The sequence below is a fragment of the Nocardia sp. NPDC004568 genome (genome assembly GCF_040609955.1).
Taxonomy (GTDB): Bacteria; Actinomycetota; Actinomycetes; order Mycobacteriales; family Mycobacteriaceae; genus Nocardia.
In genome coordinates this window covers 1-26,149 of sequence record NZ_JBEXLL010000058.1, presented here as the reverse complement: position 1 = coordinate 26,149, position 26,149 = coordinate 1, and the positions used below count along the sequence as shown (strand labels likewise).

Sequence of the window (26,149 nt, the reverse complement as noted above, 5' to 3'; positions counted from 1 at the left end):
AAACATATTGTGCGCCCCCGAGTTCTGGCGTGAAGGCATTCATGCGCCGTGGCGCAGCCGTCGGAAGGTCGCGCGACACGCCCGGGCGTAAACCGGGCTATACGCGATGCGGGTTCCCGATCCGGGCGTTGTTCGGCAGTAATTCCACGAGGTCCGGACCGAATCCCGGCGGAGTCGAACGGTTGCGCGTCGAGTCGATAACAATTGAGCGGCGGAAAAGCCGATTCGCCTGGCAATATGGGTTTCATGACCCCGCCCAGCGACGATCTCGACGTTCCCCGGCGCTCGGCCGGGCAACAGCGCGGACCGCTGGGCGACCCCGCGACACGCTGGTCCGAGCGGGCCGACCGGGCCGAGGCCGCGATCCTGTCCCGTCATCTGCGGCCGGTGTGGCTGCTGCCGGGCACCGCGCTCGGCGTGGTGGGCTGGCCGTCCGTCCGGCGCGAGCGATTCTTCCTCACCTGGCACTACTGGTGGCAGGCCCATCTCATTGATTGCGCGGTCGACGCCGCGAACCGGGCACCGACCATCGAACGCCGCAAACGGGTGGCCACCCTGGTCCGGTCACATCGGCTCCGCAATATCTCCGGCTGGACCAACCGCTACTACGACGATATGGCCTGGCTGGCCATCGCCCTGGAACGCGCGGCCCGGATCCACGACAACGGGGAGGCGGTCGGCGCGCTCGGACCGCTCGAGCAGAAGCTGTACACGGCGTGGAACCCGGCGGTCGGGGGTGGCATCCCTTGGCGGGTGGGGGCGGATTTCTACAACGCTCCGGCCAACGGTCCCGCCGGTATCGCCCTGGCCCGGCTCGGCCGCCACGAGCGGGCAGCCGAGATAGCGGGCTGGATGGACGAGACGTTGCGCCATCCGGAGACGGGTCTGATCTTCGACGGTATCCACCTCCCCGCCCGGGAATCGGAACGCTCGATCTATACCTACTGCCAGGGTGTCGTCCTCGGTCTGGAGACCGAGCTCGCGGTCCACACCGGCGACTATGAGCATCTCGATCGGGTGCACCGCCTCCTGGACGCGGTGGAGGACCACCTGACCGTCGAGTGCGTGGTGCGCGGTGGTACCGGCGGCGACGGCGGCCTGTTCAACGGTATCCTCATCCGCTATCTCGCCCAGGTCGCGTTGATGCTGCCCGGCAACGAACACGAACAAATCGCCGACCGGCGCACGGCCGCGCGCATCGTGAAGGAGTCCGCGGCCGCGGCCTGGGAGAACCGGCTCGATCTGGAGGGCGAACCGCTCTTCGGGCATGACTGGTCGGTGTCTGCGCAATTGCCCAGCGGTAGCGGCGGCGCCGGCGGGCTCACCTCCAACGGCGCGGTCAGCTCCTCCCGGGTTCCCGAACGGGACCTATCGGTACAGCTGTCGGGATGGATGCTCATGGAAGCCGCCCATATGGTCACCGCGGCCGGCCTGTAGTTCGCGCCGGTCGTAACCGTGGCCGGGGTGATGACCCGCTCGCTCCGCCCGTCCCAGGTCGGGCAGCGGCATGGTGTCGGCCTCGGCGGACGCGGAATCGATATCGAAGTCCTCGATCGGCTGGGCCATCTCCTGCCGGTACTGCCTGACGCCGATGACGGTGCCCACGATCAGGCAAACCACCAGCGAACCGATTACGAGGGGCATGAGCCAGGAGATCCGCTGGATGAAACCGCCGGCGTAATACCCCATGAGCAGCAGGACCGGAGCCCAGATGACGGCGCCGATGGTGCTGGCGACGGTGTAGCGGCGATGGTCCATTCCGGCGGCGCCGGCCACCATCGGGCACAGAGTGCGCACCCACGGAATCCAGCGGGCGAGCAGGACCGCCACGAAGCCGTGCCGTTGCAGCATCTCGGCGACCCGGGCGAGGTTGCGGGTATTGATATAGCGCCCGTTCTTGCGGGCGACGAGCCGGTGGCCGGTTCGTTTCCCGACCATATAGCCCACCTGGTTGCCGGCGATGGCGGCGACCATCGCGCCCACCGCGAGCAGCCACACCTGGGTTTCGCCCGTGGCGTGCGAGGCCATCACGATTCCCGCGGTGAGCAGCATCGAATCGCCGGGCAGGAACAGTCCCAGAATGAACGCGCATTCCAGGAACACGAAGGTCAGGACCACGGTCCAGACAAGTGCCGGACCGGCGGAGATCAGGGGTTCGAAGCTGCCCATCGCATGGGGCACGACCTGGGCGCTCACCAGTTACCGAACAGGAGAATCGTTCGCGCCGGCCGGTCCGGCGTGGTGCACCACCGGCAGGGGCATGGTGCTGTCGACCTGGCCGGGCTGATCCATGGCCGGAAGCTCCGCGGTCGAGGTCAGGGCGCCGTCCGCGACCGCTTTGTCTGCTTTGCGGCCGAGCAGTTTCTTGGCGACCGCACTGATGCCCGGCAGGATCGAGATGAACACGATGAGCAGGAAGATGGCCTCGACGTGGTCGCGGATGAAGGCGACATTGCCGAGGAAGTATCCGAGTACCGTCACCCCGCCGCCCCAGGCGATGGCGCCGACGATATCGAAGGCGACATAGCGCTGGTAGCTCATTTTGGAAACCCCGGCCAGCACTGGCATGAAGGTCCGGACGATCGGGACGAATCGGGCCAGGATGATCGTTTTGGGGCCGTGCTTCTCGAAGAATTCGTGTGTTTCGGTGACATAGCTCTTCTTGAAGAAGCGCGTGTCCTCTTTGCTGAACAGCGCGGGACCGATGGCCCGGCCGATCCAGTACCCGCATTGATCACCGGCGAAAGCGATGAAGACGACGGCCGGGACCAGCACCCAGATCGATACCGGCGGATTCGGCTGGGCGGCCAGTAGACCACCGGTGAACAGCAGCGAATCACCGGGAAGCAGCGGGAACAGCAAACCCGTCTCGATGAAGATGATCACCAGGATGGCCGGTAGCACCGCGTTCTTCAGCCAGGTCTCGGTCAACAGGTGCATCGGGTCGAGCAGTTCGGTCAGAGCCAGATTGCTCGTCACCGCGTCGGTAGCTGCCAGCGCAATCACCCGGCCCACAGTACCGGTTACATCGACCGCTGTAGGGTGCGGCGGCGCAAACAATCCCCTTATACCGGAGGAAACCCGCCTGCCTTAGGGTATGTGCAGAAACAGACAATCCCACGTCTGCCGCACAACACGGAGGTCTTCACAGTGCCGATCGCGACTCCGGAGGTCTACGCCGAGATGCTCGGTCAGGCCAAGGCGAACTCTTTTGCCTTCCCGGCCATCAACTGCACATCATCGGAGACGATCAACGCGGCGATCAAGGGTTTCGCCGAGGCGGGTAGTGACGGGATCATCCAGTTCTCCACCGGTGGCGCGGAGTTCGGTTCCGGCCAGGGAGTGAAGGATATGGTCACCGGAGCGGTCGCGCTGGCCGAATTCGCCCACGTGGTGGCCGCGAAGTATGACATCACCATCGCCCTGCATACCGACCACTGTCCCAAGGACAAGCTGGACGGGTTCGTCCGGCCGCTGCTGGCCATCTCGCAGGAGCGGGTGGACGCCGGGCAGAATCCGCTGTTCCAGTCGCATATGTGGGACGGTTCGGTCGTGCCGATCGACGAGAACCTCTCCATCGCGCAGGAGCTGCTGTCCGCCGCGGCCGCCGCGAAGATCATCCTCGAGGTCGAGATCGGCGTCGTCGGCGGTGAAGAGGACGGTGTCGAGGCCGAGATCAACGAGAAGCTCTACACCTCGCCCGCCGACTTCGAGAAGACCATCGACGCGCTCGGCGCCGGCGAGAAGGGCAAGTACCTGCTCGCCGCCACCTTCGGCAATGTGCACGGTGTATACAAGCCGGGCAACGTGGTGCTCAAGCCCGAGGTGCTGGCCGAGGGCCAGCGGGTGGCCGCGGCCAAGCTGGGCTTGGCCAACGACGCCCAGCCGTTCGATTTCGTGTTCCACGGCGGTTCCGGGTCGCTGAAGTCGGAGATCGACGATTCGCTGCGCTACGGCGTGGTGAAGATGAACGTCGACACCGACACCCAGTACGCGTTCACCCGTCCGGTCGCCGCCCATATGTTCAGCAACTACGACGGTGTGCTGAAGATCGACGGCGAGGTCGGCAACAAGAAGGCCTACGATCCGCGCAGCTACCTGAAGAAGGCCGAGCTGTCGATGGCCGAGCGGGTCGTGCAGGCGTGCAACGACCTGCGGTCCGCCGGGCGCTCCATCAGTGCCTGATTCCCTCGTACCGTTCGTAGCCAGATGACACTCGATCTCCGGGTGCTGGGGCCCGTGCGTCTACTGGTCGGCGGTGAGCCGGTGCCGGTCGGCGGCCCCAAACCCCGGGCGCTGCTGGCCGCACTCGCGGTGAACCGGCGCCGGGCCGTGTCCTCGGCCACCCTGGCCGATATGGTCTGGAACGAGGAGCCGCCGGATGCCTACGCGGCCAGCTTGCAGGTGTTCGTCTCGAATATCCGCAAGGCGCTGCGCAATGCCGGTGTCGACCCGGCAGGTGTCCTGCGCACCGAATCCTCGGGCTACCGGCTCGAGATCACCGACGATGCCTGCGACCTGGGCCGGTTCGAAGCCGCCCGGGACGCGGGCGCCCGGGCCTCGGGGGCCGGCGATCACGCCTCGGCGTCCCGGCTGTTCGCCACCGCCCTGCGCGAATGGAACGGCCGGGCGCTGTCCGATCTGGTCGGGGTCGGTTTCGCCGACAGTTTCGCCACCGCCATGGAGGAGGAGCGGCTGCTGGCGGTATCGGCGCGGTTCGACGCGGAGATCGCGTGTGGCCGGGCCGCGGCCGTGATCGGCGAACTGGTCGCGCTCACCGGCGAGCACCCGCTGCGGGAGCCGCTGTGGGGTCAGCTCATCACCGCGCTCTACCTGTCCGAACGCCATGCCGACGCGCTGGAGGCGTGCCGGCGGGTGCGGGCGGTGCTGGCCGAGGAACTCGGTATCGACCCCGGGCCGGCGTTGGTGGAACTGGAACGACGGGTGCTGCGCCAGGAGCCGCTGAGCACCGTCGAGATGAAGAGCGTCGAGCGGATGGCCGCGGCGATGACCGATACGGTCACCGAGGTGCCCCGCACCGTGCGCAGCGGTCAGCTGCGGCTACCGGACGGGCGGACGGTGGTGGTCGCCCACGGTGGCTTCCGGATCGGCCGGATGACCGACAACGATCTGATCCTCGACGATCCGAAGGCCAGCCGGTACCACGCCCAGATCAAATTGGGCCGGGCCGGTCTGCTGATCGAAGATCTCGACTCGGCCAACGGGGTCTTCGTCAACGAGCAGCCGATCGATTCCGCGCTACTGACCGACGGCGACGCGATCCGGATCGGCAACACCGTGCTGGCCTTCCAGGCCGTGCGCTGAGGGCTCAGCCCAGGACTTCGCGGTGGACAACGGTTCATTCGCGGCCCGGCCCGCTGCCGTTGAAAAGCCATTTGGACTGGGCATGGTGTTGTGGTGCCCAACAGAACCGAGCTCCTCATGTCGTTCGATGGCACCAACCCGGCCCGCAACGCGTCGGTAACCACCTCGTCCCGCACACTCGAATTATGTTGAATGTGTTGCGGCTCAACGCAAGCCCTGTCGAACTTCAGCGCGAACCGATTCTGAGTAAGCGAATTTCTCTGGGCGACCACGGTTTCGGCCACGCATTGCAGCAATTCACATGTTCCATCAATGGAAAGTCAATGGAGTCAATATATTTCACGGCTGGGCGTCGCTGAATAGCCGCGAGTGCCTGTACATGCACCGGCGCAATGGCAGAATCGCCGGGGCGGGGCGTCGCATCGGGAGTTCATTGCATGGGCGCTCTCCAATCGGATTGATGGTGTAAGAAATCTTCTGGAAAAGGCTTGCACGGCCATGGGTGGCAGGCTATCGTTCTCGACACGAAATCATCTCCTCGGTGGCGGGGAGGTACTTGGATGAGGATTGCAGCACCTTTCCCGGGCTTCCCCGAGCAGGACGTCAGGGAGAATGTCCTTTCGGAGGGGTTACTGTGTCTTCCGATACCTCCGAAGGGAGAATTCAGCCATTTGCTCGGCTCTCGATATCGCGCCGTATGATCCCCAGTGCATCTTCTCGAGCCGAGACCGGCCAGCGTGAAGCTCAAGAGTATACGAATTTCACGTGCACACGACATGCGGCCGACGGGGGAGAGACTCGATCTTGAAATAGTGATCGAGGACCGCCCAGCGATGGATTCGACGAGAACGTAACTTATACGTTCTCTGTCCGGATCGGTCTGCTGCGGCGAGTGTCGCGCAACGTTCCCCGCACATGTGCAGCGGCGAAATGCGGCCGAATGCCTTCGGGCCGTGCACCCGGTAGTCACCACTTCGGGACGAGAAAAGCTTTGCGCTGCGCTCATACGCTGCCCGCGATTCCAAGATCAGGCAATCCAGGAACCAGGGCCTTGGTGACGAAAGAAAGAAATTGAAGGAAGTATCCGGACGCCGAGCCCGACCCGCAGTGAAGCACAGTTCATCTGAAAGTTATCGGTACACCACTCTGGCGCATATTCTACGCAAGGTCATATCGTCGATTCCAGACGTCGCGGAAATGTCAAACGATGCAAATGCCGCGACGAATATGGTCGATATGGCGATATGCGCATCGGGACTTTGCTTGCGGCGGGGAAGGGAATCGCTCGCTCTCGAGATCTTGAAAGAAGTTGTCGCCTTGAATTGTGACGAGTTGCCGGCTCGCTTTCTTGCCTGGCAGGCCGGTGGCGTATCTGCGTTGAAATATGTGGATACAGAAATTTCTGCACCACAGACAAAAGAATTCGTCAGGCGGCTGGAGTCCGGATACTACAAAACGCCCATGGAGGATCTGTCGCGGTTTCCCACAACACCGGAGGGGAAGCCTCGCCTGGTCGTAGTATTGTGCGAAAACCTACTTTATATGGACTTTTTCACCCTCCTGGAGGGTACGGTATACTTCCTCGGCAGAATCAACGAACCAGAACTGGCCGTATCCCTGGGGCAGGCGCGAAAAGAGTTTCTCCCGAGCGCATATGCGATGCTGGAGCATCTTGTAAAGCTGGGCAAGTCCATCCGATCTTTCTACTATAAAGATATCAAAATTCAGGTCTTCAACGATCTCGTCTTCGGGCCTGCGATCGACACCTTTTTCTTCATCAAGGTACTGCACAAATTCATCGACCGTCATGGGGGTTTGCCCCGGTCCGACTGTGTCCTTGAACTCGGCGCCGGGAGCGGTGCGATTCTCTACACGCTCACTCGTCGCCTCTCTAATGGCATTTCGCGGCAGAGAATACATGCTATTGCCACAGATATATCCAGTCACGCAATAGCCCACAGTCAAGAGTTGTTCTCCGATGTCGTCGAGAGCGGTCGAGCTCTGTTGACGACCATCACGGATCCCGACTCACTCAGGCGAGTGCTCGAGCAGTACGGACCAGGCTCGGTCGACATTTTGACAGTGAATCCTCCGTATATACCCAGGACGCTCGTCGAGCAACTGATCGCGGAGGGAAAGGACCTCATGAGCCCGCTCTTCGACGATGCGCTCGAAGAATATGTCCTTTCCGTTCGCCCCAACCCCCGACCGCCCAATAGTTCGGAGGACATTGCCCATCGCGCAACAGAAGATTTGGAGCTCTATGTCCAAGCATTGCTGACCGCAGGTCCCGAGTTGCTCGACTCACGAATGGGCATCATGTTCCTGCTGGTCAGTTCGACGTCGGAAGAGGTGGTCCGCTTGCTTTTCGATAAATCGCCGTTATGCGCTGTGAAGCTCGACCGCCGGGCTCGAGTGCCCTTGGAGATACCGGAGCTGACCAGCGGAGCGCTTCGGGCCGAGCTATTGGATCTTCCGGGCGTCGACTTCGACGTCACGGACGGCCGTTATCCGCTCCGGCACACGCTGACCGTCTACGCGCTGTTTCACCCACAGAGCGTTTGGTCCGAAGAACTCAATGGTTGAAGCGCGTTCCATGACAGGCGTTTGAAAACGTGGATTCAATCGTCCGTACTCCGAATCGAGCCGATGCATGTACGTCCATCCGGTTCATTTCCGGTTGCGAAGCCATTCAGGCAGGAAGGGGCCTCGTCGTGCAGGCACATCTAATTTGGGATTGGAATGGAACGCTCATGGACGATAGTGGTCTCGTACTCGCGGCAACCAACGAGGCTTTCACCCGCTTGCATTTCCCCGATTTCGCCCACGATTCACCTGCCGAGATCGCACCCGGTGTACTCCCCCTCACGCCGGCACGTTACCAAGAACTTTTCGATCGTCCGCTGAGAAAATTCTTCTACGCGGTCACGAGACGCAACATCACCGAGTCGGAATTTCATCGCTGGACCGCGCTGTATCTCGACGCCTACCAACGTATGTCACCCAACGCACGGCTCAACACCGAAGCACGTGCCGCATTACAGGAATGGCACAAGACAGGTGGGTCGCAATCTGTGCTGTCGTTGCACGAGCACGACAAGTTGATCCAGCAGGTCGAACGATCGGCGCTTACGCAGTACTTCGTACGAATCGACGGTCGATCCGGGGCTCACGGGAACCACGACGACAGTAAGCGCCGCCCGCTACAAAGGCATCTGAAGTTTCTCGTCGAATGCGGATTACCGCAGATATCCGCCGCAATCGCCGACAGGAAAGTGATAATGATCGGCGATACGTCCGATGACATATCCGCAGCGCACGCCGCAGGTGTGACATGCATTCTGTACAACAAATCACCGCAAATTCCGGGCCGGCCGCAGACCACGGGCGTCCCCACGGCGGCCACACTGCGTCGAGCGGTAGAGCTGGCAAAAGTCCTTGTGCAATAGTTCGGCTCGCCACCACGAACTCAGGAAGCGCCTACCGCAGGAATTGAACAACCGCCCCGGGGCACGGGTATTGCGGGAACCAGCGCGCACTCGCGTAATCGCGGAGAGCGATATCGCCGAGCAGGAAGGCAGCACGCTGGACTGCGGTTCCAGGTGGGAACGCGCGCTGGAACAGCAAAAAATCCCGCTGACCGAACATGCCGAGCGGCGCGCGCATCGACCCGATCTTGCCAGCGGGGAACGCGAGCTTATCGACCGGGGGCACAGTAGGCGGCCGGGAGCTGTCGCAGTAGCTCGGCACGGCCCGGATCGGTCTGGAGCTGGCACGCGAGACTCCACGGAATGGCGAAGGCCCTCGGGAGACCAGGACCCGGAACGCCGGCCCGAACGAGACGCCGTCGCGCGCAGCCGGGCCGGCGGAGAAATCGCCGTAACCTGCACGATCGGGAATCCGCCGCACTCGTAGCGAAGCGAGCCGGCCGACGCGGCGGAAGCCGGCGTGCTCGCCCGGCTGTCCTGACCTGCCGACGAACTCCGATCGATTCGTGAACGGCCTGCCGACGGCGATTCGATCCGGATCGGCACCACCGGGCTGGCCTTCCACGCCGTGCGCTGGGTCTCAGCCCAGGACGTCGTGACGGACGATGGTCTCCTCGCGGCCCGGTCCGACCCCGATACAGGAGATCCGGGCGCCCGAGAGCTCCTCCAGCCGCAGCACATAGGCCCGAGCGTTGGCGGGCAGCTCCTCGAAGGTCCGCGCGCCCGAGATGTCCTCCCACCATCCCGGCATCTCCTCGAAGATGGGCTTGGCGTGATGGAAACCGGTCTGGGTGGCCGGCATCTGCTCGACCCGTTCGCCGTCCACCTCGTAGGCCACGCAGATCGGCACCCGGTCCAGGCTCGACAGCACGTCGAGTTTGGTGAGGAAGTAGTCGGTGATGCCGTTGACCCGGGTCGCGTAGCGGGCGATGACCGCGTCGAACCAGCCGCAGCGGCGCGCCCTGCCGGTGGTGACCCCGACCTCGCCGCCGGTCTTGGCCAGATAGGCGCCCGATTCGTCGAACAGCTCGGTCGGGAACGGACCCGAGCCGACGCGGGTGGTGTAGCACTTCAGGATGCCCAGCACCGTGCCGATCTGGTTGGGTCCGATTCCCGCGCCCACCGCGGCGCCGCCGGCGGTCGGGTTGGACGAAGTGACGTAGGGATAGGTGCCGTGATCCACGTCCAGCAGGGTGCCCTGGGATCCCTCGAGCAGCACGGTCTCGCCGCGTTCGAGGGCCAGGTTCAGTTCCAGCCGGGTATCGCTGATGCGGTGCGCGAACCGCTCGGCCTGGCCGAGCACCTCCTCGACCACCTGCTGAGGGTCCAGCGCGCGCCGGTTGTAGATCTTGACCAGCACCTGATTCTTGAACTCGAGCGCCGCCTCCACCTTCTGGGTGAGGATCTTCTCGTCCAGTACATCGGCGACGCGGACCCCGACGCGCGCTACCTTGTCCTGGTAGCAGGGGCCGATGCCGCGGCCCGTGGTGCCGATCTTGTTGTTGCCGAGGAACCGTTCGGTGACCTTATCGATGGCCACGTGGTACGGCATGATCAGATGCGCGTCGGCGGAGAGCATCAGACCAGAGGTGTCGACATCGCGATCCTCCAGCCCGGCGAGTTCGTCGAGCAACACACCGGGGTCCACGACCACGCCGTTGCCGATGACGTTCTTGACGCCGGGCGTCAGGATGCCGGATGGAATGAGGTGCAGCGCGAAGTTGTCGCCGCCCGGCAGCACCACGGTATGGCCGGCATTGTTACCGCCCTGGTACCGCACCACCCACTGCACGCGGCCCCCGAGTAGATCGGTGGCTTTGCCCTTGCCCTCGTCACCCCATTGGGCGCCGATGAGGACGATTGCCGGCATGGTCGTGTCTCCTACGGTTCGACGCGCAACACGTGAGTGCTGCAGCTACCTGCCGTAATGCGGAGGAAGCCGGGAGCACAGTCTAGCCGAGACCGCGCGGGCGCCGGGGAACGGTCGCTGGGGCCGGGCCGTTGCGCGGGTTGTCACCGGGCACCCTTTACACTCATGGGTGACCGGTCCGAGGGAGGGTGTTGGGCGTTTGAGTACCCAGGTTCTCCGCTGTGCCGACGCACCGGTACCTATCGCCCTCGCTGCGCAGCCCACCGCGCAGACCGGGGCCATACCGGCCACCGGGCTGATCGACGAGCTCCTGCCGGTGTTGGCGGCCGACAGCCTGCCGCGTCTGATCGTGCTGGGTGGCGACGCGGCGCTCGCCGCTGTGCTCACCCACCTGATGCGCACCGAGCGGTTGCACGTGGAAGTCGGCTATGTACCCCTCGAGCGGACCTATGCCGCCCAGGCCTATGACCTCGACACCGGAAACGCCGCGGCGAAACGCGCGCTGGAGGGTTCGGCCTCGGAGACCCCGCTGGTACGCGACGACACCGGTACCGTCCTGGTGGGCCGTGCCAAGATCACCGGCCCGGAGGGCGGCCAGCTGACGGGTGAGGCCTACGTCGACGACACCCGCCTGTTCTCCGGCACGGTCCGGGCCATGTTCGTCACCCCCACGCTGGAGTTGCCGGGAGTCCGGGCGAGTTACCCGCGTCGGTTCCGGCGCCGCCGCTGGACCCCCGGGCGCGCCGCGCAGCTCGGCACGCCGGGCGCGGTGATCAACCGCGACGGTATCCAGAGCGACCGGGTGGTGCCGCGGTCGACGTTCTACCGGCATCACGAACCCTGGCTGCTGGTCCGCTGATGCGATACCCCCGCTCGCGCGCCGGCCTCCGCCGTTCGGGGGCTACCCGGTTCGGGCCGACTGTGCTCATGGGGCATGGACGACGCCCCCGCCGACGCTCCGGCCTCCGCTGTGCGGGGGTCGCTCGGCCGGGCCGGTTCGAGCCTGCTGCGGCGGAGTGGGAACGGTGCGTGCGTCGTCGGCGGGCCGGGTTCGGAGTAGCTGAGGGTGGGCGGCCGTGACCCGCGGCGTCCCGGCCCTGAGGCGCGGTGCGATACGTCCCAGCCCGGTGTTCCTGCTGGTCGTGGCCCTCGCGGTGGTCGGCGGCGTGCTCTCCTGGGGCGCGGACCTGGATTCGGTCCGGGCAAAGGCCGGGGTTTTCGTGCTGGTGGTGTTCGGTTGGGTGGTGAGCCTGTGCCTGCACGAGTTCGCCCACGCCTATATCGCCTGGCGGGCCGGGGACCGTGAGGTGGAACTGCGCGGCTACCTGACCTTGAATCCGCTCAAATACAGTCATCCGCTGCTGTCGATCGTGCTGCCCATGGTGTTCATCGCGCTCGGCGGTATCGGCTTACCCGGCGGGGCGGTGTATGTGCACACCCATCAGGTGCCGCCTCGGACGCAGCGGCTGATCAGTGTGGCGGGCCCGGCCGTGAACGCGGTATGCGCGGTGATACTGCTGCTGGTCGTGCGATTCTTCGGCAGCGCGCAGGAGCATCCGGCGTTCTGGTTCGGGCTCAGCTTCCTGGCCTTCCTGCAGGTGACCGCGACCCTGCTGAACCTGCTGCCCATACCGGGCCTGGACGGCTACGGCGTCGTGGAGCCCTCCCTGAGCTACCAGACCCGGCGCGGGCTGGAGCAGTTCAAACCCTTCGGCATGCTCATCCTGTTCGCCCTGCTCTTCACCCCCGCGATCAATCAGGTCTTCTTCGATGCCGTGTACGCGCTCTACGACCTGTCCGGGGTATCGGAGCAGTGGTCGCGCTACGGCGGATATCTGACGAGGTTCTGGGCTTAGCCGCGGGGCGGCCGATCCGAGAGGGCCCGCCCGGCGCGGCGCCGGCCGGACGGGCCCGGATTCCCCGCCCGGGCCGGCGTCCGGGTATCCGAAACATTCGGCGCTGACGCGCCGTCCGTCGGCGACGTGGCGCACGAGAGGGGTCCGACCGAACCGGCTGTGGGCCGGTGCGGTCACGTTTCACATTAGTGGAGACCGGCCACCGCGGTACAGGTAGTCGACTACTCGAATAGCGGCTGTGGCCGGGCGGCGAGGTGTCCGCGACCCGCGATCGCGAGTATGGGCGGCTCGGCCAACCCGGCAGCGAACGATACGCGCCTGCGGTACCTAACCGACCGTGTCGGCGGGCCGATCGGTCGGTGTCACGTAGGGATTGGGCACGGTGGGCGGGAGCAGGGCCAGTGCGGAAACGCGCTGGACGCCGCACACCTGCAACAGGTCTACCAGCGTGGACCGGATCTGGGCGAAGACCACATGCGCCGACAGCCCGGCCCCCGCAACCAATTCCGGGCGCGCCTGTTTGGCCACCGAACGCAGCACGCGGGCGGCCTCCGCGCGGTCGGGTTGTTCGCCCGGATCGGTGAGTATCATCCGCCGGACCACCTCGACCGCGGCGGCCAGCTGCTCCACTTCCTCGATCAGGCCCGGATTGAGGATCTCGTCGTCGCGCACCAGCGTCAGCGAGCGGCGCAGCAGAACCCGGATGTTGCGGACGGCGTTGTCCAGCGGGTCGGCCGCGGCGCGCAGGCGTTCCAACCGGCCGCGCGAATTCCAGTACAGCGGAGAGATCCGGCTCACCTCGCGGCCGCCTTCGAGCGATTTGCGCAGTGAATCCAGCTGTCCCTGGGTAGCCCGGACCGAGGTGAGCGCGGTGTGCACTTTGCCGGGATCCTGTTCGAGCAGTCCGTGGGCGCCGTCGGTGAGAGATTTCGCCATCACGCCCAGAATCGCCGCCGCCTGCTCCCGGGCCCGGCGCACCGGATGCAACGGCAGCGCGGCGACGACCACCACGCCGACCAGCCCGCCGATCAGCGCGTCCACCATGCGCGACAGACCGGCGCCGGTGTCCGGCGGCATGAGGGTGGCCACCAGCACGGCCGAACCCGAGGCCTGGATACCGATGATGGCCCCGCCGTCGAGGAATACCGCCAAGGCCATGGCCACCGCCACCACCAGGGCGATCTGCCAGACCCCCGTGCCCACTCGTGAGATGAAAAGATCGCCGACGCCGATGCCGACCGCGACTCCGACCACCAGTTCCAGCGAGCGGCGCAGCCGCGCGCCGAAGGCGGTGCCGATGGACACCACCGCGGCGGTCGGCGCGAAGAAGGGCAGTGCGTGGCCGACCACGTCCTTGGCCAGGAACCAGGCCAGTGCCGCCGCCAGAGAACACTGCAGGATCGGGATCGCCGAGAGGCGGAGCCGCTTCCAGGACCGCCGCATCCGGTCGGTACCCCTGGCCCGGGCCCGGCCCATCGGGGATTTCTGGTCGATCAATGCTCAGGGTTCGTTCAGCCCAGACCCAGTTCCCCGGCCGCTCGGGGATCACAGTCCTCGAGCAGGTCCAGGCAGCGGGCGTATTCGTCGGATTCCCCGATGGCCTTGGCCGCCCGGGCCAGTGCGGCGACACTGCGCAGGAAGCCGCGGTTCGGTTCGTGCTCCCACGGGACCGGACCGAAGCCCTTCCAGCCGTTGCGGCGCAGCAGGTCCAGTCCGCGGTGGTAGCCGGTACGGGCGAACGCGTAGGCGGCGACGACATCGTGGTTGACCGGTTCCGCGGCCTGTTCCGCGCGTTCCAGCGCGGCTTCGGCCAGGGTCGCCCAGGCTATCGACGCGGCAGGATTGTCGGCGGCGACGCGCACCGGATCGGTGCCGGCGTCGAGCGCGTCCTCCGCGTCGTGTAGTTCAGGAAGGAGTACCGGTTGCGGGCCGAGCAGATCACCGAACGAGGTCATGGGCTTCATTGTGCACGGGTATCGGGAATGCTCGATAGGCTGGCCATCTACGTCACATTCTGTTAGCCAGCAACGAGGGGTATAGGTGTCGCACCCGACCGACGACAAGGAACCGATCCGCTCCGAATCCGACTCCGGTGCCGGGGGCGGGGGCGACTCCCGCGCGGGTTCTGCCGCCGGGGAGAAGCCGCAGCCGTCCGACGCCGGATCGCAGCCGTCGCGGGCAGCGGATACGGCGAGCGGTGGGGACGCGACCGAGAACGCGGAGGCGACCGGCGAAGCGGACTCCGGCGGGAACGCCACCGCGCCGACGGAGGCGCTCGCGCGTACCCCGCGGGATTCGGGCGGGGAGCCGGCCGACGGTGACGCGAAGGTCGCGGAGAGTCCGGTGGCGGAGGACGGCGGCCCGGACCGCGCGGACGCCGCTCCCGTGGCGGCGACGGCTCGGGCCGCGGACACCGAGCCCGCGGCGCCGGTCGCGGACGGCGGGGCGGGCTCGGACGAGGAGACCACGCCCGGCGAAGATGCCGGAGACGAGACGGTGGCCCCCGCCGCGGCCGATCCGGGCGCCGAAGCGGCTTCCGCCGACCGAGCCGGTACGCAGGCACCCGTGACCGGCACGGCACCGGAACAGACGGCTGCCGACAGTCGGCCCGGGGTCGATTCCGGGCAGGCCGGCGACAGCGCTCCCGACGACGCGACCACCGAGGTCGCGGCGCCGCCGACCGAGGAGGATGCCGAAGCGACACCCGGCGTGACGGTACCGACCTCCGAGAAGGGCAGTGACGGGCCCGACGGCGCGGACGCTTCCACCGAGACGACCGAGCAGACCACCCGGGCCACGGCGGTCGACGCCGAGGGCGGCCCTTCCGCGGTAACCGCTGCGGAGAAGGCGGATTCGGCCGGCACGGCCGCATCGTCGGAGACCGACGCCGAGGTCGCCGAACCGGTCGACGGCGCGGCGGAGGCACCGGTCGCATCCACCGGGGACGCGGAGAAGGCTGCCACGTCGACCGGTGGAGCGGAGGATGTCGCCGCGTCGACCGGTGCCGCCACGCCGGCGGGAGACGCGGAAGCAACCGACACCCCGGCCGGTGACGGCGCGGAGATCGCTCCGTCGGACGATATTGCCGGTGTCGTGGAGGATGCTGCCGCCTCGTCCGGTGTCGCGGAGGAGACCGCCGCGCCGGTCGGTGACGTGGAGAAGCCTGCCGTCTCGGCCGGTACCGCGGGGGAAACCGCCGCGTCGGCCGATCGTGCGAAGACGGCTGCCCGGTCCGACGCGGCGGTCGGCGCCGGCGAGGATGCCACCACCGAGATCACCGCGCGCGCAGACGAGCCGGGCTCCGACGCAGCGGAGGCGCCCGCCGGCCCGGGCCGGGATGCCACCGCCGCGGAAAGGGCCCCGGCCGAATCCGCGGCGCCGGAAAGCGACGAGAGCGCGGTCACCGACCCCACGGTCGAATTCGAGACGCCGACCGGCGCCGAGGCGAAGACAGTGGTGATCCCCCGGCCGCAGCGGCCGGAGGAGGCGCCGACGGAGTCCATCTCGGTGCGCAAGCCCGACCCGAACGCCACCGAGCGCATCGATATGAGCCAGGTGCGCACCCCTGGCCGGCCGGGGACGAAACCGCCGAGCGGTCCGCAGGGCCCGGCCCGCACCGACCGGGTCGGGCCGGGTATGGCGGGGCCGCTGTCGAAACCGCCGAACACGCCGCGTCCGCAGCCGGGGCCGAAGCGGCCCGGTACGCAGGCCCCGAGCCGGCCGGACCAGTCCGCGCCGCAGCGGCCGGGCGGACCGGCACCCGCACCGCAGGGCGCCGGCGGGCCGCAGGGCGCTCCCGATCCGGCCGGTGGCCCGGGGCGGCCGCACTCCGCGGGGCAGCGTCCGGCCGGCGCGCCGTCACCGGCCGATATGAAACCGACTGTGGCCGAACACCGGATCGCACCGCAGCCGCAGTACGGTGCGCCGGGGCAGATCGCGCAACCGCAGCGGGTGGAGCCGGCGGCCGCACCGGCGGGGTCCACCGGTAACCGGAAATGGCTGATCGCCGCGGGCGCGGCCGTGGTGGTTGTGATCGCGCTCATCGCGATCGTGGCCGGCCTCGGTTCCGGTGACGATTCCCCGCAGGCCCGGATCCGTACGGCCATCGGCGATTACACCGGTGCGCTGGAGAGCGGCGATCTGGCCGGCCTGCGTGACACCACGTGCGGTGGTCTGCACGACTACTACCAGAGGTTGTCGGAGGAGCAGTTCGCCGCGGTGCACCAGCAGGCCGTGGACGGGGGCACCATTCCCGACGTGACCGGCGTCGACGCCGTGCAGATCACCGACCGGACCGCGCTGGCCCAGGTGACCGTGCAGACCGAGGCGGACGCGGAGCAGACCACCCGGACCTTCGATCTGCAGGAGACCGACGAAGGCTGGAAGGTCTGCGATCCGCCGGCGGGCACCCCGTAACCTGTCGGTCCACGCGGTGGCCGGCGCCCCGGGAGGAACTGTCGCCGGGCCGGCCGCCGCGGCGATCCGGGCCGGGATCGCCGCGGCCCGGGCCTGGCGCCTCCGCCCGACCACCCGGCGGCCGCGCCGGATTGCCATACGTGCGGGTAGACGGGCGAAAACAAGGGTCTTTCGCAATCGGCGGGTCCGCGTGAGGATGGTGGTATCACCTCGCTACAAGGACTTTCGCTATGAGAACTCGAAGAACCCTGGCCCGCCTCGTGATCGCCGGATGCGCACTGTCTGCGCTCGCGGCCGCGCCGGCGGCCGCCGATACCCCGCAATCGTCCAATCGGAGCCAGGATTCCCATCCACTACCCGCCGACCGGGCCGAAGCCGAACCGGAAAAGGACGGGCAGCCCTACTACATCGACTGCGCGCATGCCCGCCGGGAATCCGATACCCCGCTGCTGGGCGGTCAGCCCGGTTACTCCCGGCAACTCGACGCCGACGGCGACGGCGTGGCCTGCGAGGTGGGGGAGTACTGATACCGCGAGGCGCGGAACCGTTACCGCCGTGCGGTTTCCGCGAAGTCGCCGGGTAATGCGGGCTCTACAGTAGACCTATGTCTCGGAACTGGCCGACTGTCGAACGGGCAACCGAGTTCGAGGCGATTCGCGCGGCGCTCGCCGGCTCCGGCCACGGCGGCGCCGTACTCATCGGCGAGCCGGGCGTCGGTGAGACCACCCTGGCCCGCCGGGCCGCGACCACCATGGGCGGCAAGATCCGCTGGGTCGCGGGAACCGAATCCGCGCGCAGTATTCCGCTCGGGGTGTTCGCCCATATGGTCGGTGTGTACACCGCGCACGATCCGGTGACCTTCATGGGCGCCGCCCGCGAGGCCCTGCTCGCCGACGGGCCGGGCTGACCAATCGGCAGATCGCCGACAGGCTGACCGTTTCGGTGCGGACGGTGGAGGGCCACCTCTACCGGGCGTGCGCGAAACTGGACGTGACCGACCGGGAATCCCTGGCCGCTTTCCTGGGCGCAAAACCGTCCTGCTGACGGACGCACCGCGTTCTTCCCGCGGTTTCCCTACCTACCGGGCCGGGAAGCGCGCCGCCCGGGGGTATCCATCGGTCCGGGTATCGGTTACGCTGGCCGCTCGTCGAACGCTCCGGGGGAAGTGGAGGTGCGCATGGTTACGAAATCAGCTGGTCGATTCGCCGCCGTGGCGGCGCTGTGCACCGGAACGCTGCTGCTCGGGGCGTGTGCGGACAACCAGGGCAGCGCGGCCCCGGTGGCCCCGGCCGCCACCTCGTCGCAGCCGGAGAGCCCACAGGAACGCAACCTGCGGGTGCGCGACGAACTGGCCCGGCTGGGGTGCGATACCAATTCCTGTATCCAGACCTATTTCGCCTGTGAGGACGGTCTGCTCTCCGGGCAGGCGTGCGAGTTCTACCGCGCCCATCCGCTGAAGTGACCAAAGACCAGTCCAGTTGCGTAACTGGACTGGTCGGTCCCGCGTCGACCGCCTCGCTCGGCCCCGGGTCAGGCGGCGTCCCGTTCCCGGTAGGAACGGGCGGCCTCCAGATCCCGGTACATCCGCTCGAGATCGTAACGGTTCGCCGCGTCCTCGGTGACGGAACCGAGTGGCCGGTATCGTTCCAGCAGTTCCGCGATCCTGGATTCGTGCACGACGTAGTCGTACGCGATGAAGCCGAACGTTCCCACTCCCACGAGTGCCACAAAGAGTGTCATATCTTCAGCATCGGGCAACTGGACTTGCCGCGAAAGAGCCAATCCATTAATACTGGACCCCATGGCGACACGGGTGATCGGCGCGACAGGTCTGGCACGCGATCTCGGGCACTGGCGCAGTGCCGACGCGACGGCCGACGGCAACGGCCGCAAATCGGCCCGGCCGGCCTACCTCGCCCTGGCCGAGGGCATCCGCCTGCTGATCCACGACGGGCGCGCTCCCCTCGGGATCGCCCTGCCCAGCGAACGCGATCTGGCCACCACGCTCGGTGTCAGCCGTACCACGGTCACCTCCACCTACGCCCTGCTGCGCGAGCACGGCTATCTCATCACCCGCCAGGGTTCGCGCAGCACCGTCGCGCTGCCGCCGGCCGTCGCGCACGACGGCACCCGGGCGGCCCGCGGCATCCTCGCCACCATGTCCACCGGCGCCGCGCCCGCCGTGGACCTGACCTACGCGGCGATGACCGCGCCGCCGGAGATGCAGGAGGCGTACTCCGTCGCGCTGCAGGGCATCCCGTCGTATCTGGGGACCCACGGGATGGATCCGGTGGGCATCCTGCCGTTGCGGGAAGCCCTGGCCCGCCGCTACACCGAACGCGGTCTGCCCACCGGCGCCGACCAGATCCTGGTGACCCTCGGCGCCCAGCACGGACTCCGGCTGCTGCTGAACGTACTGGCCCCGACCGCGGGCCGGGTCCTCATCGACCACCCCACCTATCCCAACGCCATCGAGGCCATCCGGGATGTGGGCGCGCGCCCGGTCCCGGTTCCGCTGCGCCTGGAGGATGCGGCGGCCGCCTGGGATCTCGACGGGCTGCGCAGCGCCGCCCGGCAGACCGCCGCCTCGCTGGCCTACCTCGTCCCCGACCACAACAATCCCACCGGTTTCCTGATGGACGATCAGGCCCGCGCCGAACTGGCCGCCATCGCCCGGGACACCCGGATGACGCTGATCATCGACGAATCCATGGCCGATCTGTCCCTGGGCGCACAGGAGCCGGTATCGCCGGTCGCCGCGTTCGCGAAGGGAGCGGAGGTCGTCACCATCGGCTCGGCCTCGAAATCGTTCTGGGGCGGTCTGCGGGTGGGTTGGATCCGGACCTCGGAATCGCTGATCACCCGGCTGCTCGGTATCCGCGCGACCGTCGATCTGGGCACACCGGTGATGGATCAGCTGGCCGCGGTCCATCTGCTGGAGCACGCCGAGCCCATCCTCGAGCGCCGGCGCGCGCAGTTGCGCAGCCAGCGGGAGGCATTGCTGGCGGCGATGGCCGAGGAACTGCCCGGCTGGTATGTGCTGCCCGGAGTCGGCGGAATGTCGGTGTGGGCGCAGCTGCCCACACCGGTGTCCACGGCGCTGGCCGCCACCGCGCCGAATCACGGAGTACTGCTGGCGGCGGGTCCCCGATTCGGGGTCCAGGGCGCGTTCGAACGGTTCCTGCGGTTGCCCTACACCAGCCCCGAACCCGAATTGCGGCGTGCGGTATCCGCCATCGCGACGGCCTACGCGACACTGGGACCGCAGGCCGGTGATTCGCTGCAGCCGCTCACCTGTTACTGAAACGCGGCGCGCTCAGGCCTTTTCGATCGACGCGGCGGCAGCGCGGGCGATGGCGAGTTCCTCGTTCGTCGGCACCACCAGGACATCCACCTTCGCGTCCGGCGGGGAGATCCGCCGCGCTGTCCGCTCCGGCGCCGTATTGCGGTCGCGGTCCACCGCGATCCCGAACCCGGACAGGCCGGCCAGCGCGTCGGCGCGTACGTCCGGGTTGTTCTCGCCGACCCCGGCCGTGAACGTGATCGCGTCGACCCCACCGAGTTCGATCAGGTAGGCGCCGAGGTAGTGACGGAGGCGGTGCACGTAGACGTCGTAAGCCAGGCGGGCCGCCTCGTCGCCGTCGCCGATCAGCCTGCGCAACTCCCGGAAATCGTTCACCCCGGCCATCCCCCGCAGGCCCGAACGGCGGTTGAGGAGGCGGTCGACACCGTTGACGTCCAACTGCGCGGTGCGCATGAGATGCAGGATGATGCCGGGATCCAGGTCGCCGGGCCGGGTCCCCATCACCAGGCCCTCCAGCGGAGTCAGGCCCATGCTGGTGTCCACCGGTCGCCCGCCCCGCAGTGCGGAGACGGACGCGCCATTGCCGAGGTGGAACACGATCTGTTTCAGCGATTCGGCCGGCCGCCCCAGGAATTCGGCGACGACACCCGATACGTACTCGTGCGAGGTGCCGTGGAAACCGTACCGGCGGATCCCGTGCGCGGCCGCGACCTGCGCATCGATCGCGTAGGTCTTGGCGGCGTCGGGCAGCCCGTGGAAGAACGCGGTATCGAACACCGCGACCTGCGGAACCTCGGGCAGCAGAGTGCGCACCGCCTCGATCCCGCGCACGTTCGCCGGATTGTGCAGCGGCGCCAGCGCCGACAGCTCGTCGATGGTGGCCAGCACCCGGTCGTCGACGAGTGTGGGCCGGTAGAACACTTCACCGCCGTGCACGACCCGATGCCCGACCGCGGTCACGCCCGCCGCCGCCAGGTCGTGTCCGGTTTCGGCGAACTTCTCGAACGCCAGGCGCAGTCCCGCCGTATGGTCGGGAATGGTGATCTGTTCGGACAGGGTCCGGCCGTCGGTGGTGTGTTCGATCGCCCCGGCGTCCTCCCCGATCCGCTCCACCAGTCCGGCCGCCACCACCCTGCCCGACTCCGGCACGAGCAGTTGATATTTGATCGAGGACGAACCGGAATTGACCACCAGCACCAGGGTGCCGCCCACCGCCGTCTCCTTCTCCCCGGATCGTGGCGCGGTCACTGCTGCTGCGCCTGGATAGCGGTGATGGCCACCGTGTTCACGATATCGGTGACCAGTGCGCCGCGGGACAGGTCGTTCACCGGTTTGCGCAACCCCTGCAGCACCGGGCCGATCGCCACTGCGCCCGCGCTGCGCTGCACCGCCTTGTAGGTGTTGTTGCCGGTATTGAGGTCGGGGAAGACGAACACCGTGGCCCGGCCGGCTACTTCGGACCCCGGGAGTTTGGCGTCGGCGACGGTGGGTTCGATGGCGGCGTCGTATTGGATCGGCCCCTCCACGGGCAGTTCGGGCGCCCGCTCCCGGACCAGTCCGGTCGCCACCCGCACCTTGTCCACATCCGCGCCGCTACCGGACTCACCGGTCGAATAGGAGAGCATGGCCACCCGGGCTTCGATCCCGAACCGGGTCGCGGTGGCGGCCGAGGACACGGCGATATCGGCGAGTTGCTCGGAAGTCGGATCGGGCACCACCGCGCAGTCACCGTAGGCCAGGACACGGTCGGCCAGGCACATGAGGAACACACTCGATACTGTCGATACCCCGGGCACCGTCTTGATGATCTCGAACGAGGGCCGGATCGTATGCGCGGTGGTGTGCGCCGCCCCGGACACCATGCCGTCGGCAATTCCCCGATGCACCATCATGGTGCCGAAATACGAGATATCGGCGATCGTCTCCCGCGCCCGCTCCAGGGTCATCCCTTTGTGTTTGCGCAATTCGGTGTACTCGCGGGCGAAATCGTCGAGGTGTTCGGAGGTCCGCGGGTCGAGCACCTGCGCGCCGGCGATATCCACGCCCAGCTCCGCGGCCCGGGCCCGGATCGTCGTCTCGTCGCCGAGGATGATCAGATCCGCGATCTTGCGTTGCAGCACCCGGCCCGCCGCCCGCAGCACCCGGTCGTCGTCGCCCTCGGGCAGCACGATCGTCTTACGGTCGGCCCGGGCACGTTCGATGAGCTGGTACTCGAACATCTGCGGGGTCACCACGCTGGTCAGCGGAACCTCCAGCCGGCGCAGGAAATCCGCGGCATCCACATGGGTTTCCATCAGCGCCAGCGCCGTATCCACCTTGCGCGGGTTGTGCGCCGACATCCGGCCGCGGGTGCGATGCGCCACCCCGGCGGTCTCGTAGGTGCCCAGATCCGTGGTCAGGATGGGTAATCGGGGTTTGAGCCCGGTGATGAGCCGGGCGACCGACGGATGCGGGAGCAGGCCGCCGTTCATGATGATCCCGGCCAGTGAGGGGAAACTCTCGGCCTCGTGCGCGTTGACCACACTGAGCAGCACATCGGAGCGGTCGCCCGGGGCGATCACCACCGCACCGTCGAACAGGCGTTCCAGGATGTGCTCCGCGGTCATCCCGCCGACCATCACCCCCAGCGCCTCCCGGTCCAGCAGTTCGGGGTCGCCGCTGTACATCTCACCGTCCAGCGCCTCGCACAACTCCGCCATGGTGGGCGCGATCAGCAGCGGCACCTCCGGAAGGCTCCACGACGGCACCCCGAAGGGCACCAGCGCGTCCCGGACCGCCGCGAGTTCGCCGGGCGCGCAGCGGTTGGCGACGACGGCCACCAGCTGCGCGTGCTCGGACTTCAGTTCCGCGGTGCACAGTTCCACCAGTTGCTCGACCTCCGCGGCCGACCGCTGCGCCCCCCGTACCACCAGCAGTACCGGCGCCCCCAGATTCACCGCGATCCGGGCGTTGAACCGCAGCTCGCTCGGACTGGCCACATCGGTGTAGTCGCTGCCCACGATCACCACCGCGTCACAGACCGCGGCCACCTCGTGATACCGCATGACGATCTCGGAGATGGCGGCATCCGGGTCGGCGTGCACCTGCTCGTAGCCGACCCCCACCGCCTGCTGGTACTCGATATCGGCGGTGCTGTGCTCGAGCAGCAGCTCGAGAATGTAATCCGGGTCGGTGGCCGAACGAGTGATCGGCCGGAACACCCCCACCCGCGCGGTGGTCGCGCACAGCATCTGCAGAACGCCGAGCGCCACGGTCGATTTACCGGTATCGCCCTCCGGCGACGCGATGTACACACTGGACGCAGCAACCTCGGCCATGGTTGAAGAGCCTAGCTGTGTTCGTGGCGGTGCCACCGGCGGCGCATGTGCGGGTCCGTACGCGACAATTCCCGAGCGAGCGCACCGCCCGGATCGCCCGCCGGGGACCGCCACCGGATTGTCGAGTGGTGAGCGGCCGTCCACCGCGACCGATCGCCCACGGTCGGACCGGCCCCCGGCCGGCGTTCCCTAACCCAGTTTCCGCAACCGTGGCGCCAGGTCGCGCTGGAACAGGTCCAGAAAGCGCTTCTGGTCGTGTCCGGGCGCGTGGAAGACCAGGTGATTGAGCCCGGCGTCCACATAGGGCTTCACCAGTTCGACCGTTTCGTCCGGGTCGCTGGCCACGATCCAGCGTTTGGCGATCTGCTCGATCGGCAGTGCGTCGGCCGCCTCTTCCATTTCGATCGGGTCGTGGATGCTGTGCTTCTGTTCGGGGGTCAGCGACAGCGGCGCCCAGAAGCGGGTGTTCTCCAGCGCGAGTTCGGGATCGGTGTCGTAGGAGATCTTGATCTCGATCATCCGGTCGATCGTGCCGATCTCGCGGTCCACCTTCGCCGCGCCTTCGGCCACCGCGGGCATCAGTTTCTCCGTGTACAGGTCCATACCTTTACCGGAGGTGCAGATGAAGCCGTCGCCGGCGCGACCCGCGTACCGGGCCACCACCGGACCGCCCGCGGCGATGTAGACCGGGATCCCGCCCTCGGGGACGTCGTAGATGGAGGCGCCGACAGTCTTGTAGTAGGTGCCGTCGAAATCGGTGCGGGCGCCGGTCCACAGGGCGCGCATCAGATCCACCGATTCGCGCAGTCGCGCGAAGCGCTCCTTGAACTCCGGCCATTCCCCGGAGTAACCGGTGGCGATCTCGTTGAGCGCCTCACCGGTGCCCACACCCAGCATCACCCGGCCCGGATACAGGCAGCCCAGGGTCGCGAACGCCTGGGCGATCACGGCGGGGTTGTACCGGAAGGTGGGGGTGAGCACGGAGGTACCGAGCAGGATGCGCTCGGTGCGCTCGCCCGCCGCGGCCAGCCAGGCCAGCGAGAACGGCGCGTGGCCGCCTTTGTGCCGCCACGGCTGGAAATGATCGCTGACCGTGGCGCTGTCGAGGCCGTGTTCCTCGACCAGTACCGCCAGCTCCACCAGTTCACGGGGACCGAATTGTTCCGCCGATGCTTTGTATCCGAGCTTCAGTTCACCCATTTGCGCCCACTCCTGTCGCTTGTGGTCGGACCGTTTCCGGCCCGGATCCGACACTAATAGGCGCTCTCGGGCGAAGCCCACCCGCAGCCCGTGGACGCCCGGGGGGAATGCCGAGGACCGCCCCGGCCGAGCCTGGTGCCCGGGCGTCGGTATGCGGACGCACAGCTCCCCGGCGGTCTCGTTCCCGCCTCGCGTCGCCCGCCCCGTGCGCGGCAGACCCGACCCACGCGCCGCGCAAGGGCACAATCGTTGGGGTGAGCACAGACGACCGGATTCTGTCCTACCTCACCGATATGGACGGGGTATTGGTGCACGAGGACCATATGGTGCCCGGCGCCGACGAGTTCCTCGCCGAACTACGGGCCGAGGAGATCCCGTTCCTGGTTCTGACGAACAATTCGATCCGCACTCCCCGTGATCTACAGGCCCGGTTGCGACAGACCGGACTGGAGATCCCGGAACATTCGATCTGGACCTCGGCGCTGGCCACCGCCAGTTTTCTCGACGAGCAGCGGCCCGGCGGCACTGCCTATGTGGTGGGCGAGTCCGGACTCACGACCGCGCTGCACGAGATCGGCTACGTGCTGACCGAGGTGGACCCCGACTATGTGGTGCTCGGCGAGACCCGCACCTATTCGTTCGAGGCGATCACCACGGCCATCCGGCTGGTCGAGCGTGGGGCGCGGTTCATCGCCACCAATCCCGACCCGACCGGCCCGTCCCGTGACGGCGTACTGCCCGCGACCGGTTCGGTGGCCGCCCTGATCACCCGGGCCACCGGCCGCGACCCCTACTACATCGGCAAACCGAACCCGCTGATGATGCGCTCGGCGCTGCGCCGCATCGGCGCCCACTCGCAGACCAGCGTCATGATCGGCGACCGGATGGACACCGATGTGATCTCGGGGATGGAAGCCGGTATGCGGACCATCCTGGTGACCTCCGGCATCTCGACGAAGAAATCGGTCGAGCAGTACCCCTACCGGCCGACCTCGGTGCTGGACTCGGTCGCCGACCTGGTCGGGCGGGTACGCATACCGTTCGCCGAGGTGGTGACCCCACCCATCTGACCGGTCGTATCCCGGTGGCGACAGGAGCCGGTGTCGGAAGTCGGCGACGGGTTCTTTCTGACGGCATCCGCGCTCTGAACTGCAGAATCTGCTGCGCTATCGAACTGTTTGCGGCGCGGCCCGAGCATTTATAGGCGGTGGAGACCAGGGGGATTCAACCCTGACGTCGGCGGGTCCACTGAAACTGTTCGGCCTTACTCGTCTAGACGTCGCCTGATTCTCGGTCAGGGCTCGGCGATCACCCCGGTACGGGGGGAGCCGAGGACTCTGGTGGCGAAGTTCGCCAGCTGTGCCCGTATTTTT

General features: G+C 67.3%; 20 protein-coding genes and 3 pseudogenes. 14 read left to right on the top strand and 9 right to left on the bottom strand.

The window, feature by feature from the left end:
- Positions 1-246 precede the first annotated feature (246 nt).
- A complete protein-coding gene (locus ABZV91_RS23335; protein WP_355245364.1) occupies positions 247-1,437 on the top strand; it encodes a glycoside hydrolase family 76 protein in 1,191 nt (396 codons plus the stop codon).
- Positions 1,438-1,533: 96 nt separating this feature from the next.
- Here ABZV91_RS23335 and ABZV91_RS23330 read toward each other — a convergent pair.
- Positions 1,534-2,169: pseudogene (locus ABZV91_RS23330) on the bottom strand (DedA family protein); the annotation flags it as partial.
- Between the two features lie 216 nt (positions 2,170-2,385).
- A pseudogene (locus ABZV91_RS23325) lies at positions 2,386-2,940 on the bottom strand (VTT domain-containing protein); the annotation flags it as partial.
- Between the two features lie 210 nt (positions 2,941-3,150).
- Between ABZV91_RS23325 and fbaA the strand changes: the two are divergent.
- From fbaA to ABZV91_RS23305, 4 genes are all read left to right on the top strand, one after another.
- A complete protein-coding gene (fbaA, locus tag ABZV91_RS23320) occupies positions 3,151-4,185 on the top strand; it encodes a class II fructose-bisphosphate aldolase (RefSeq protein WP_355245419.1) in 1,035 nt (344 codons plus the stop codon).
- 24 nt (positions 4,186-4,209) lie between these two features.
- A complete protein-coding gene (locus tag ABZV91_RS23315; protein ID WP_355245361.1) occupies positions 4,210-5,325 on the top strand; it encodes a BTAD domain-containing putative transcriptional regulator in 1,116 nt (371 codons plus the stop codon).
- 1,071 nt (positions 5,326-6,396) lie between these two features.
- Positions 6,397-7,911 (top strand): hypothetical protein, encoded by a 1,515-nt coding sequence (locus ABZV91_RS23310; protein WP_355245358.1) that lies wholly within the window; start codon positions 6,397-6,399, stop codon positions 7,909-7,911.
- 29 nt (positions 7,912-7,940) lie between these two features.
- Positions 7,941-8,774, top strand: a complete 834-nt coding sequence (locus tag ABZV91_RS23305) for an HAD hydrolase-like protein (protein ID WP_355245355.1) — start codon at positions 7,941-7,943, stop codon at positions 8,772-8,774.
- Positions 8,775-9,393: 619 nt separating this feature from the next.
- Here the strand turns inward: ABZV91_RS23305 and ABZV91_RS23300 are convergent.
- Entirely contained in the window at positions 9,394-10,683 is a 1,290-nt protein-coding gene (locus tag ABZV91_RS23300) for an adenylosuccinate synthase (protein WP_355245352.1), read from the bottom strand.
- Between the two features lie 199 nt (positions 10,684-10,882).
- Here ABZV91_RS23300 and ABZV91_RS23295 point away from each other — a divergent pair, with 199 nt between their 5' ends.
- Complete coding sequence (locus ABZV91_RS23295; RefSeq protein ID WP_355245349.1) at positions 10,883-11,542, top strand: hypothetical protein; 660 nt, start codon at positions 10,883-10,885, stop codon at positions 11,540-11,542.
- A gap of 217 nt (positions 11,543-11,759) precedes the next feature.
- Positions 11,760-12,539: a site-2 protease family protein gene (locus ABZV91_RS23290; RefSeq protein ID WP_355245346.1), complete on the top strand. Its 780-nt coding sequence runs from the start codon at positions 11,760-11,762 to the stop codon at positions 12,537-12,539.
- A gap of 327 nt (positions 12,540-12,866) precedes the next feature.
- Here the strand turns inward: ABZV91_RS23290 and ABZV91_RS23285 are convergent, their stop codons facing one another.
- Positions 12,867-14,015, bottom strand: a complete 1,149-nt coding sequence (locus ABZV91_RS23285; protein ID WP_355245416.1) for an FUSC family protein — start codon at positions 14,013-14,015, stop codon at positions 12,867-12,869.
- A 35-nt stretch (positions 14,016-14,050) separates the two neighbouring features.
- Positions 14,051-14,494 carry a DUF3151 domain-containing protein gene (locus tag ABZV91_RS23280; protein WP_355245343.1) on the bottom strand — a complete coding sequence of 148 codons (444 nt, stop codon included), beginning with the start codon at positions 14,492-14,494 and terminating at the stop codon, positions 14,051-14,053.
- A gap of 85 nt (positions 14,495-14,579) precedes the next feature.
- Between ABZV91_RS23280 and ABZV91_RS23275 the strand changes: the two genes are divergently transcribed.
- The 5 genes and pseudogenes from ABZV91_RS23275 to ABZV91_RS23255 all read left to right on the top strand — a co-directional run bounded on the left by ABZV91_RS23275 (position 14,580) and on the right by ABZV91_RS23255 (position 18,417).
- Entirely contained in the window at positions 14,580-16,955 is a 2,376-nt protein-coding gene (locus ABZV91_RS23275) for a hypothetical protein (protein WP_355245340.1), read from the top strand.
- Between the two features lie 230 nt (positions 16,956-17,185).
- Positions 17,186-17,482, top strand: a complete 297-nt coding sequence (locus tag ABZV91_RS23270) for an excalibur calcium-binding domain-containing protein (RefSeq protein ID WP_355245337.1) — start codon at positions 17,186-17,188, stop codon at positions 17,480-17,482.
- 77 nt (positions 17,483-17,559) lie between these two features.
- Positions 17,560-17,897 (top strand): annotated as a pseudogene (locus ABZV91_RS23265) (helix-turn-helix transcriptional regulator); the annotation flags it as partial.
- Positions 17,898-17,999: a hypothetical protein gene (locus ABZV91_RS23260; protein ID WP_355245413.1), complete on the top strand. Its 102-nt coding sequence runs from the start codon at positions 17,898-17,900 to the stop codon at positions 17,997-17,999.
- Positions 18,000-18,132: 133 nt separating this feature from the next.
- Complete coding sequence (locus tag ABZV91_RS23255; RefSeq protein ID WP_355245334.1) at positions 18,133-18,417, top strand: hypothetical protein; 285 nt, start codon at positions 18,133-18,135, stop codon at positions 18,415-18,417.
- A 68-nt stretch (positions 18,418-18,485) separates the two neighbouring features.
- On the opposite strand, the gene ABZV91_RS23250 is transcribed toward ABZV91_RS23255, so the two are convergent.
- On the bottom strand, positions 18,486-18,695 hold the full coding sequence (locus tag ABZV91_RS23250) for a hypothetical protein (protein WP_355245331.1): 210 nt from the start codon (positions 18,693-18,695) through the stop codon (positions 18,486-18,488).
- 61 nt (positions 18,696-18,756) lie between these two features.
- On the opposite strand from ABZV91_RS23250, the gene ABZV91_RS23245 reads away from it, so the two are divergent.
- On the top strand, positions 18,757-20,259 hold the full coding sequence (locus ABZV91_RS23245) for a PLP-dependent aminotransferase family protein (RefSeq protein WP_355245328.1): 1,503 nt from the start codon (positions 18,757-18,759) through the stop codon (positions 20,257-20,259).
- Between the two features lie 12 nt (positions 20,260-20,271).
- On the opposite strand, the gene ABZV91_RS23240 is transcribed toward ABZV91_RS23245, so the two are convergent.
- The 3 genes from ABZV91_RS23240 to fgd form a co-directional block, all read right to left on the bottom strand.
- A complete protein-coding gene (locus tag ABZV91_RS23240) occupies positions 20,272-21,507 on the bottom strand; it encodes an acetate kinase (RefSeq protein WP_355245325.1) in 1,236 nt (411 codons plus the stop codon).
- Positions 21,504-23,576 (bottom strand): phosphate acetyltransferase, encoded by a 2,073-nt coding sequence (pta, locus tag ABZV91_RS23235; protein WP_355245322.1) that lies wholly within the window; start codon positions 23,574-23,576, stop codon positions 21,504-21,506. The genes ABZV91_RS23240 and pta overlap by 4 nt, the downstream gene beginning before the upstream one ends.
- A 189-nt stretch (positions 23,577-23,765) precedes the next feature.
- Complete coding sequence (fgd, locus tag ABZV91_RS23230) at positions 23,766-24,776, bottom strand: glucose-6-phosphate dehydrogenase (coenzyme-F420) (RefSeq protein ID WP_355245319.1); 1,011 nt, start codon at positions 24,774-24,776, stop codon at positions 23,766-23,768.
- Between the two features lie 293 nt (positions 24,777-25,069).
- Here fgd and ABZV91_RS23225 point away from each other — a divergent pair, with 293 nt between their 5' ends.
- Positions 25,070-25,846, top strand: coding sequence for an HAD-IIA family hydrolase (locus tag ABZV91_RS23225; protein ID WP_355245410.1), 777 nt, complete (start codon positions 25,070-25,072; stop codon positions 25,844-25,846).
- Positions 25,847-26,149 lie beyond the last annotated feature (303 nt).

Bases quoted from the DNA above. Each gene is read 5' to 3' on its own strand.
- ABZV91_RS23280 (WP_355245343.1), bottom strand. From the start codon at position 14,494: ATGACCTCGTTCGGTGATCTGCTCGGCCCGCAACCGGTACTCCTTCCT.
- pta (WP_355245322.1), bottom strand. From the start codon at position 23,576: ATGGCCGAGGTTGCTGCGTCCAGTGTGTACATCGCGTCGCCGGAGGGC.
- ABZV91_RS23300 (WP_355245352.1), bottom strand. From the start codon at position 10,683: ATGCCGGCAATCGTCCTCATCGGCGCCCAATGGGGTGACGAGGGCAAG.
- ABZV91_RS23335 (WP_355245364.1), top strand. From the start codon at position 247: ATGACCCCGCCCAGCGACGATCTCGACGTTCCCCGGCGCTCGGCCGGG.
- ABZV91_RS23245 (WP_355245328.1), top strand. From the start codon at position 18,757: ATGGCGACACGGGTGATCGGCGCGACAGGTCTGGCACGCGATCTCGGG.
- fgd (WP_355245319.1), bottom strand. From the start codon at position 24,776: ATGGGTGAACTGAAGCTCGGATACAAAGCATCGGCGGAACAATTCGGT.
- ABZV91_RS23285 (WP_355245416.1), bottom strand. From the start codon at position 14,015: ATGGGCCGGGCCCGGGCCAGGGGTACCGACCGGATGCGGCGGTCCTGG.
- ABZV91_RS23270 (WP_355245337.1), top strand. From the start codon at position 17,186: ATGAGAACTCGAAGAACCCTGGCCCGCCTCGTGATCGCCGGATGCGCA.
- ABZV91_RS23225 (WP_355245410.1), top strand. From the start codon at position 25,070: ATGGACGGGGTATTGGTGCACGAGGACCATATGGTGCCCGGCGCCGAC.
- ABZV91_RS23250 (WP_355245331.1), bottom strand. From the start codon at position 18,695: ATGACACTCTTTGTGGCACTCGTGGGAGTGGGAACGTTCGGCTTCATC.
- ABZV91_RS23255 (WP_355245334.1), top strand. From the start codon at position 18,133: ATGGTTACGAAATCAGCTGGTCGATTCGCCGCCGTGGCGGCGCTGTGC.
- ABZV91_RS23315 (WP_355245361.1), top strand. From the start codon at position 4,210: ATGACACTCGATCTCCGGGTGCTGGGGCCCGTGCGTCTACTGGTCGGC.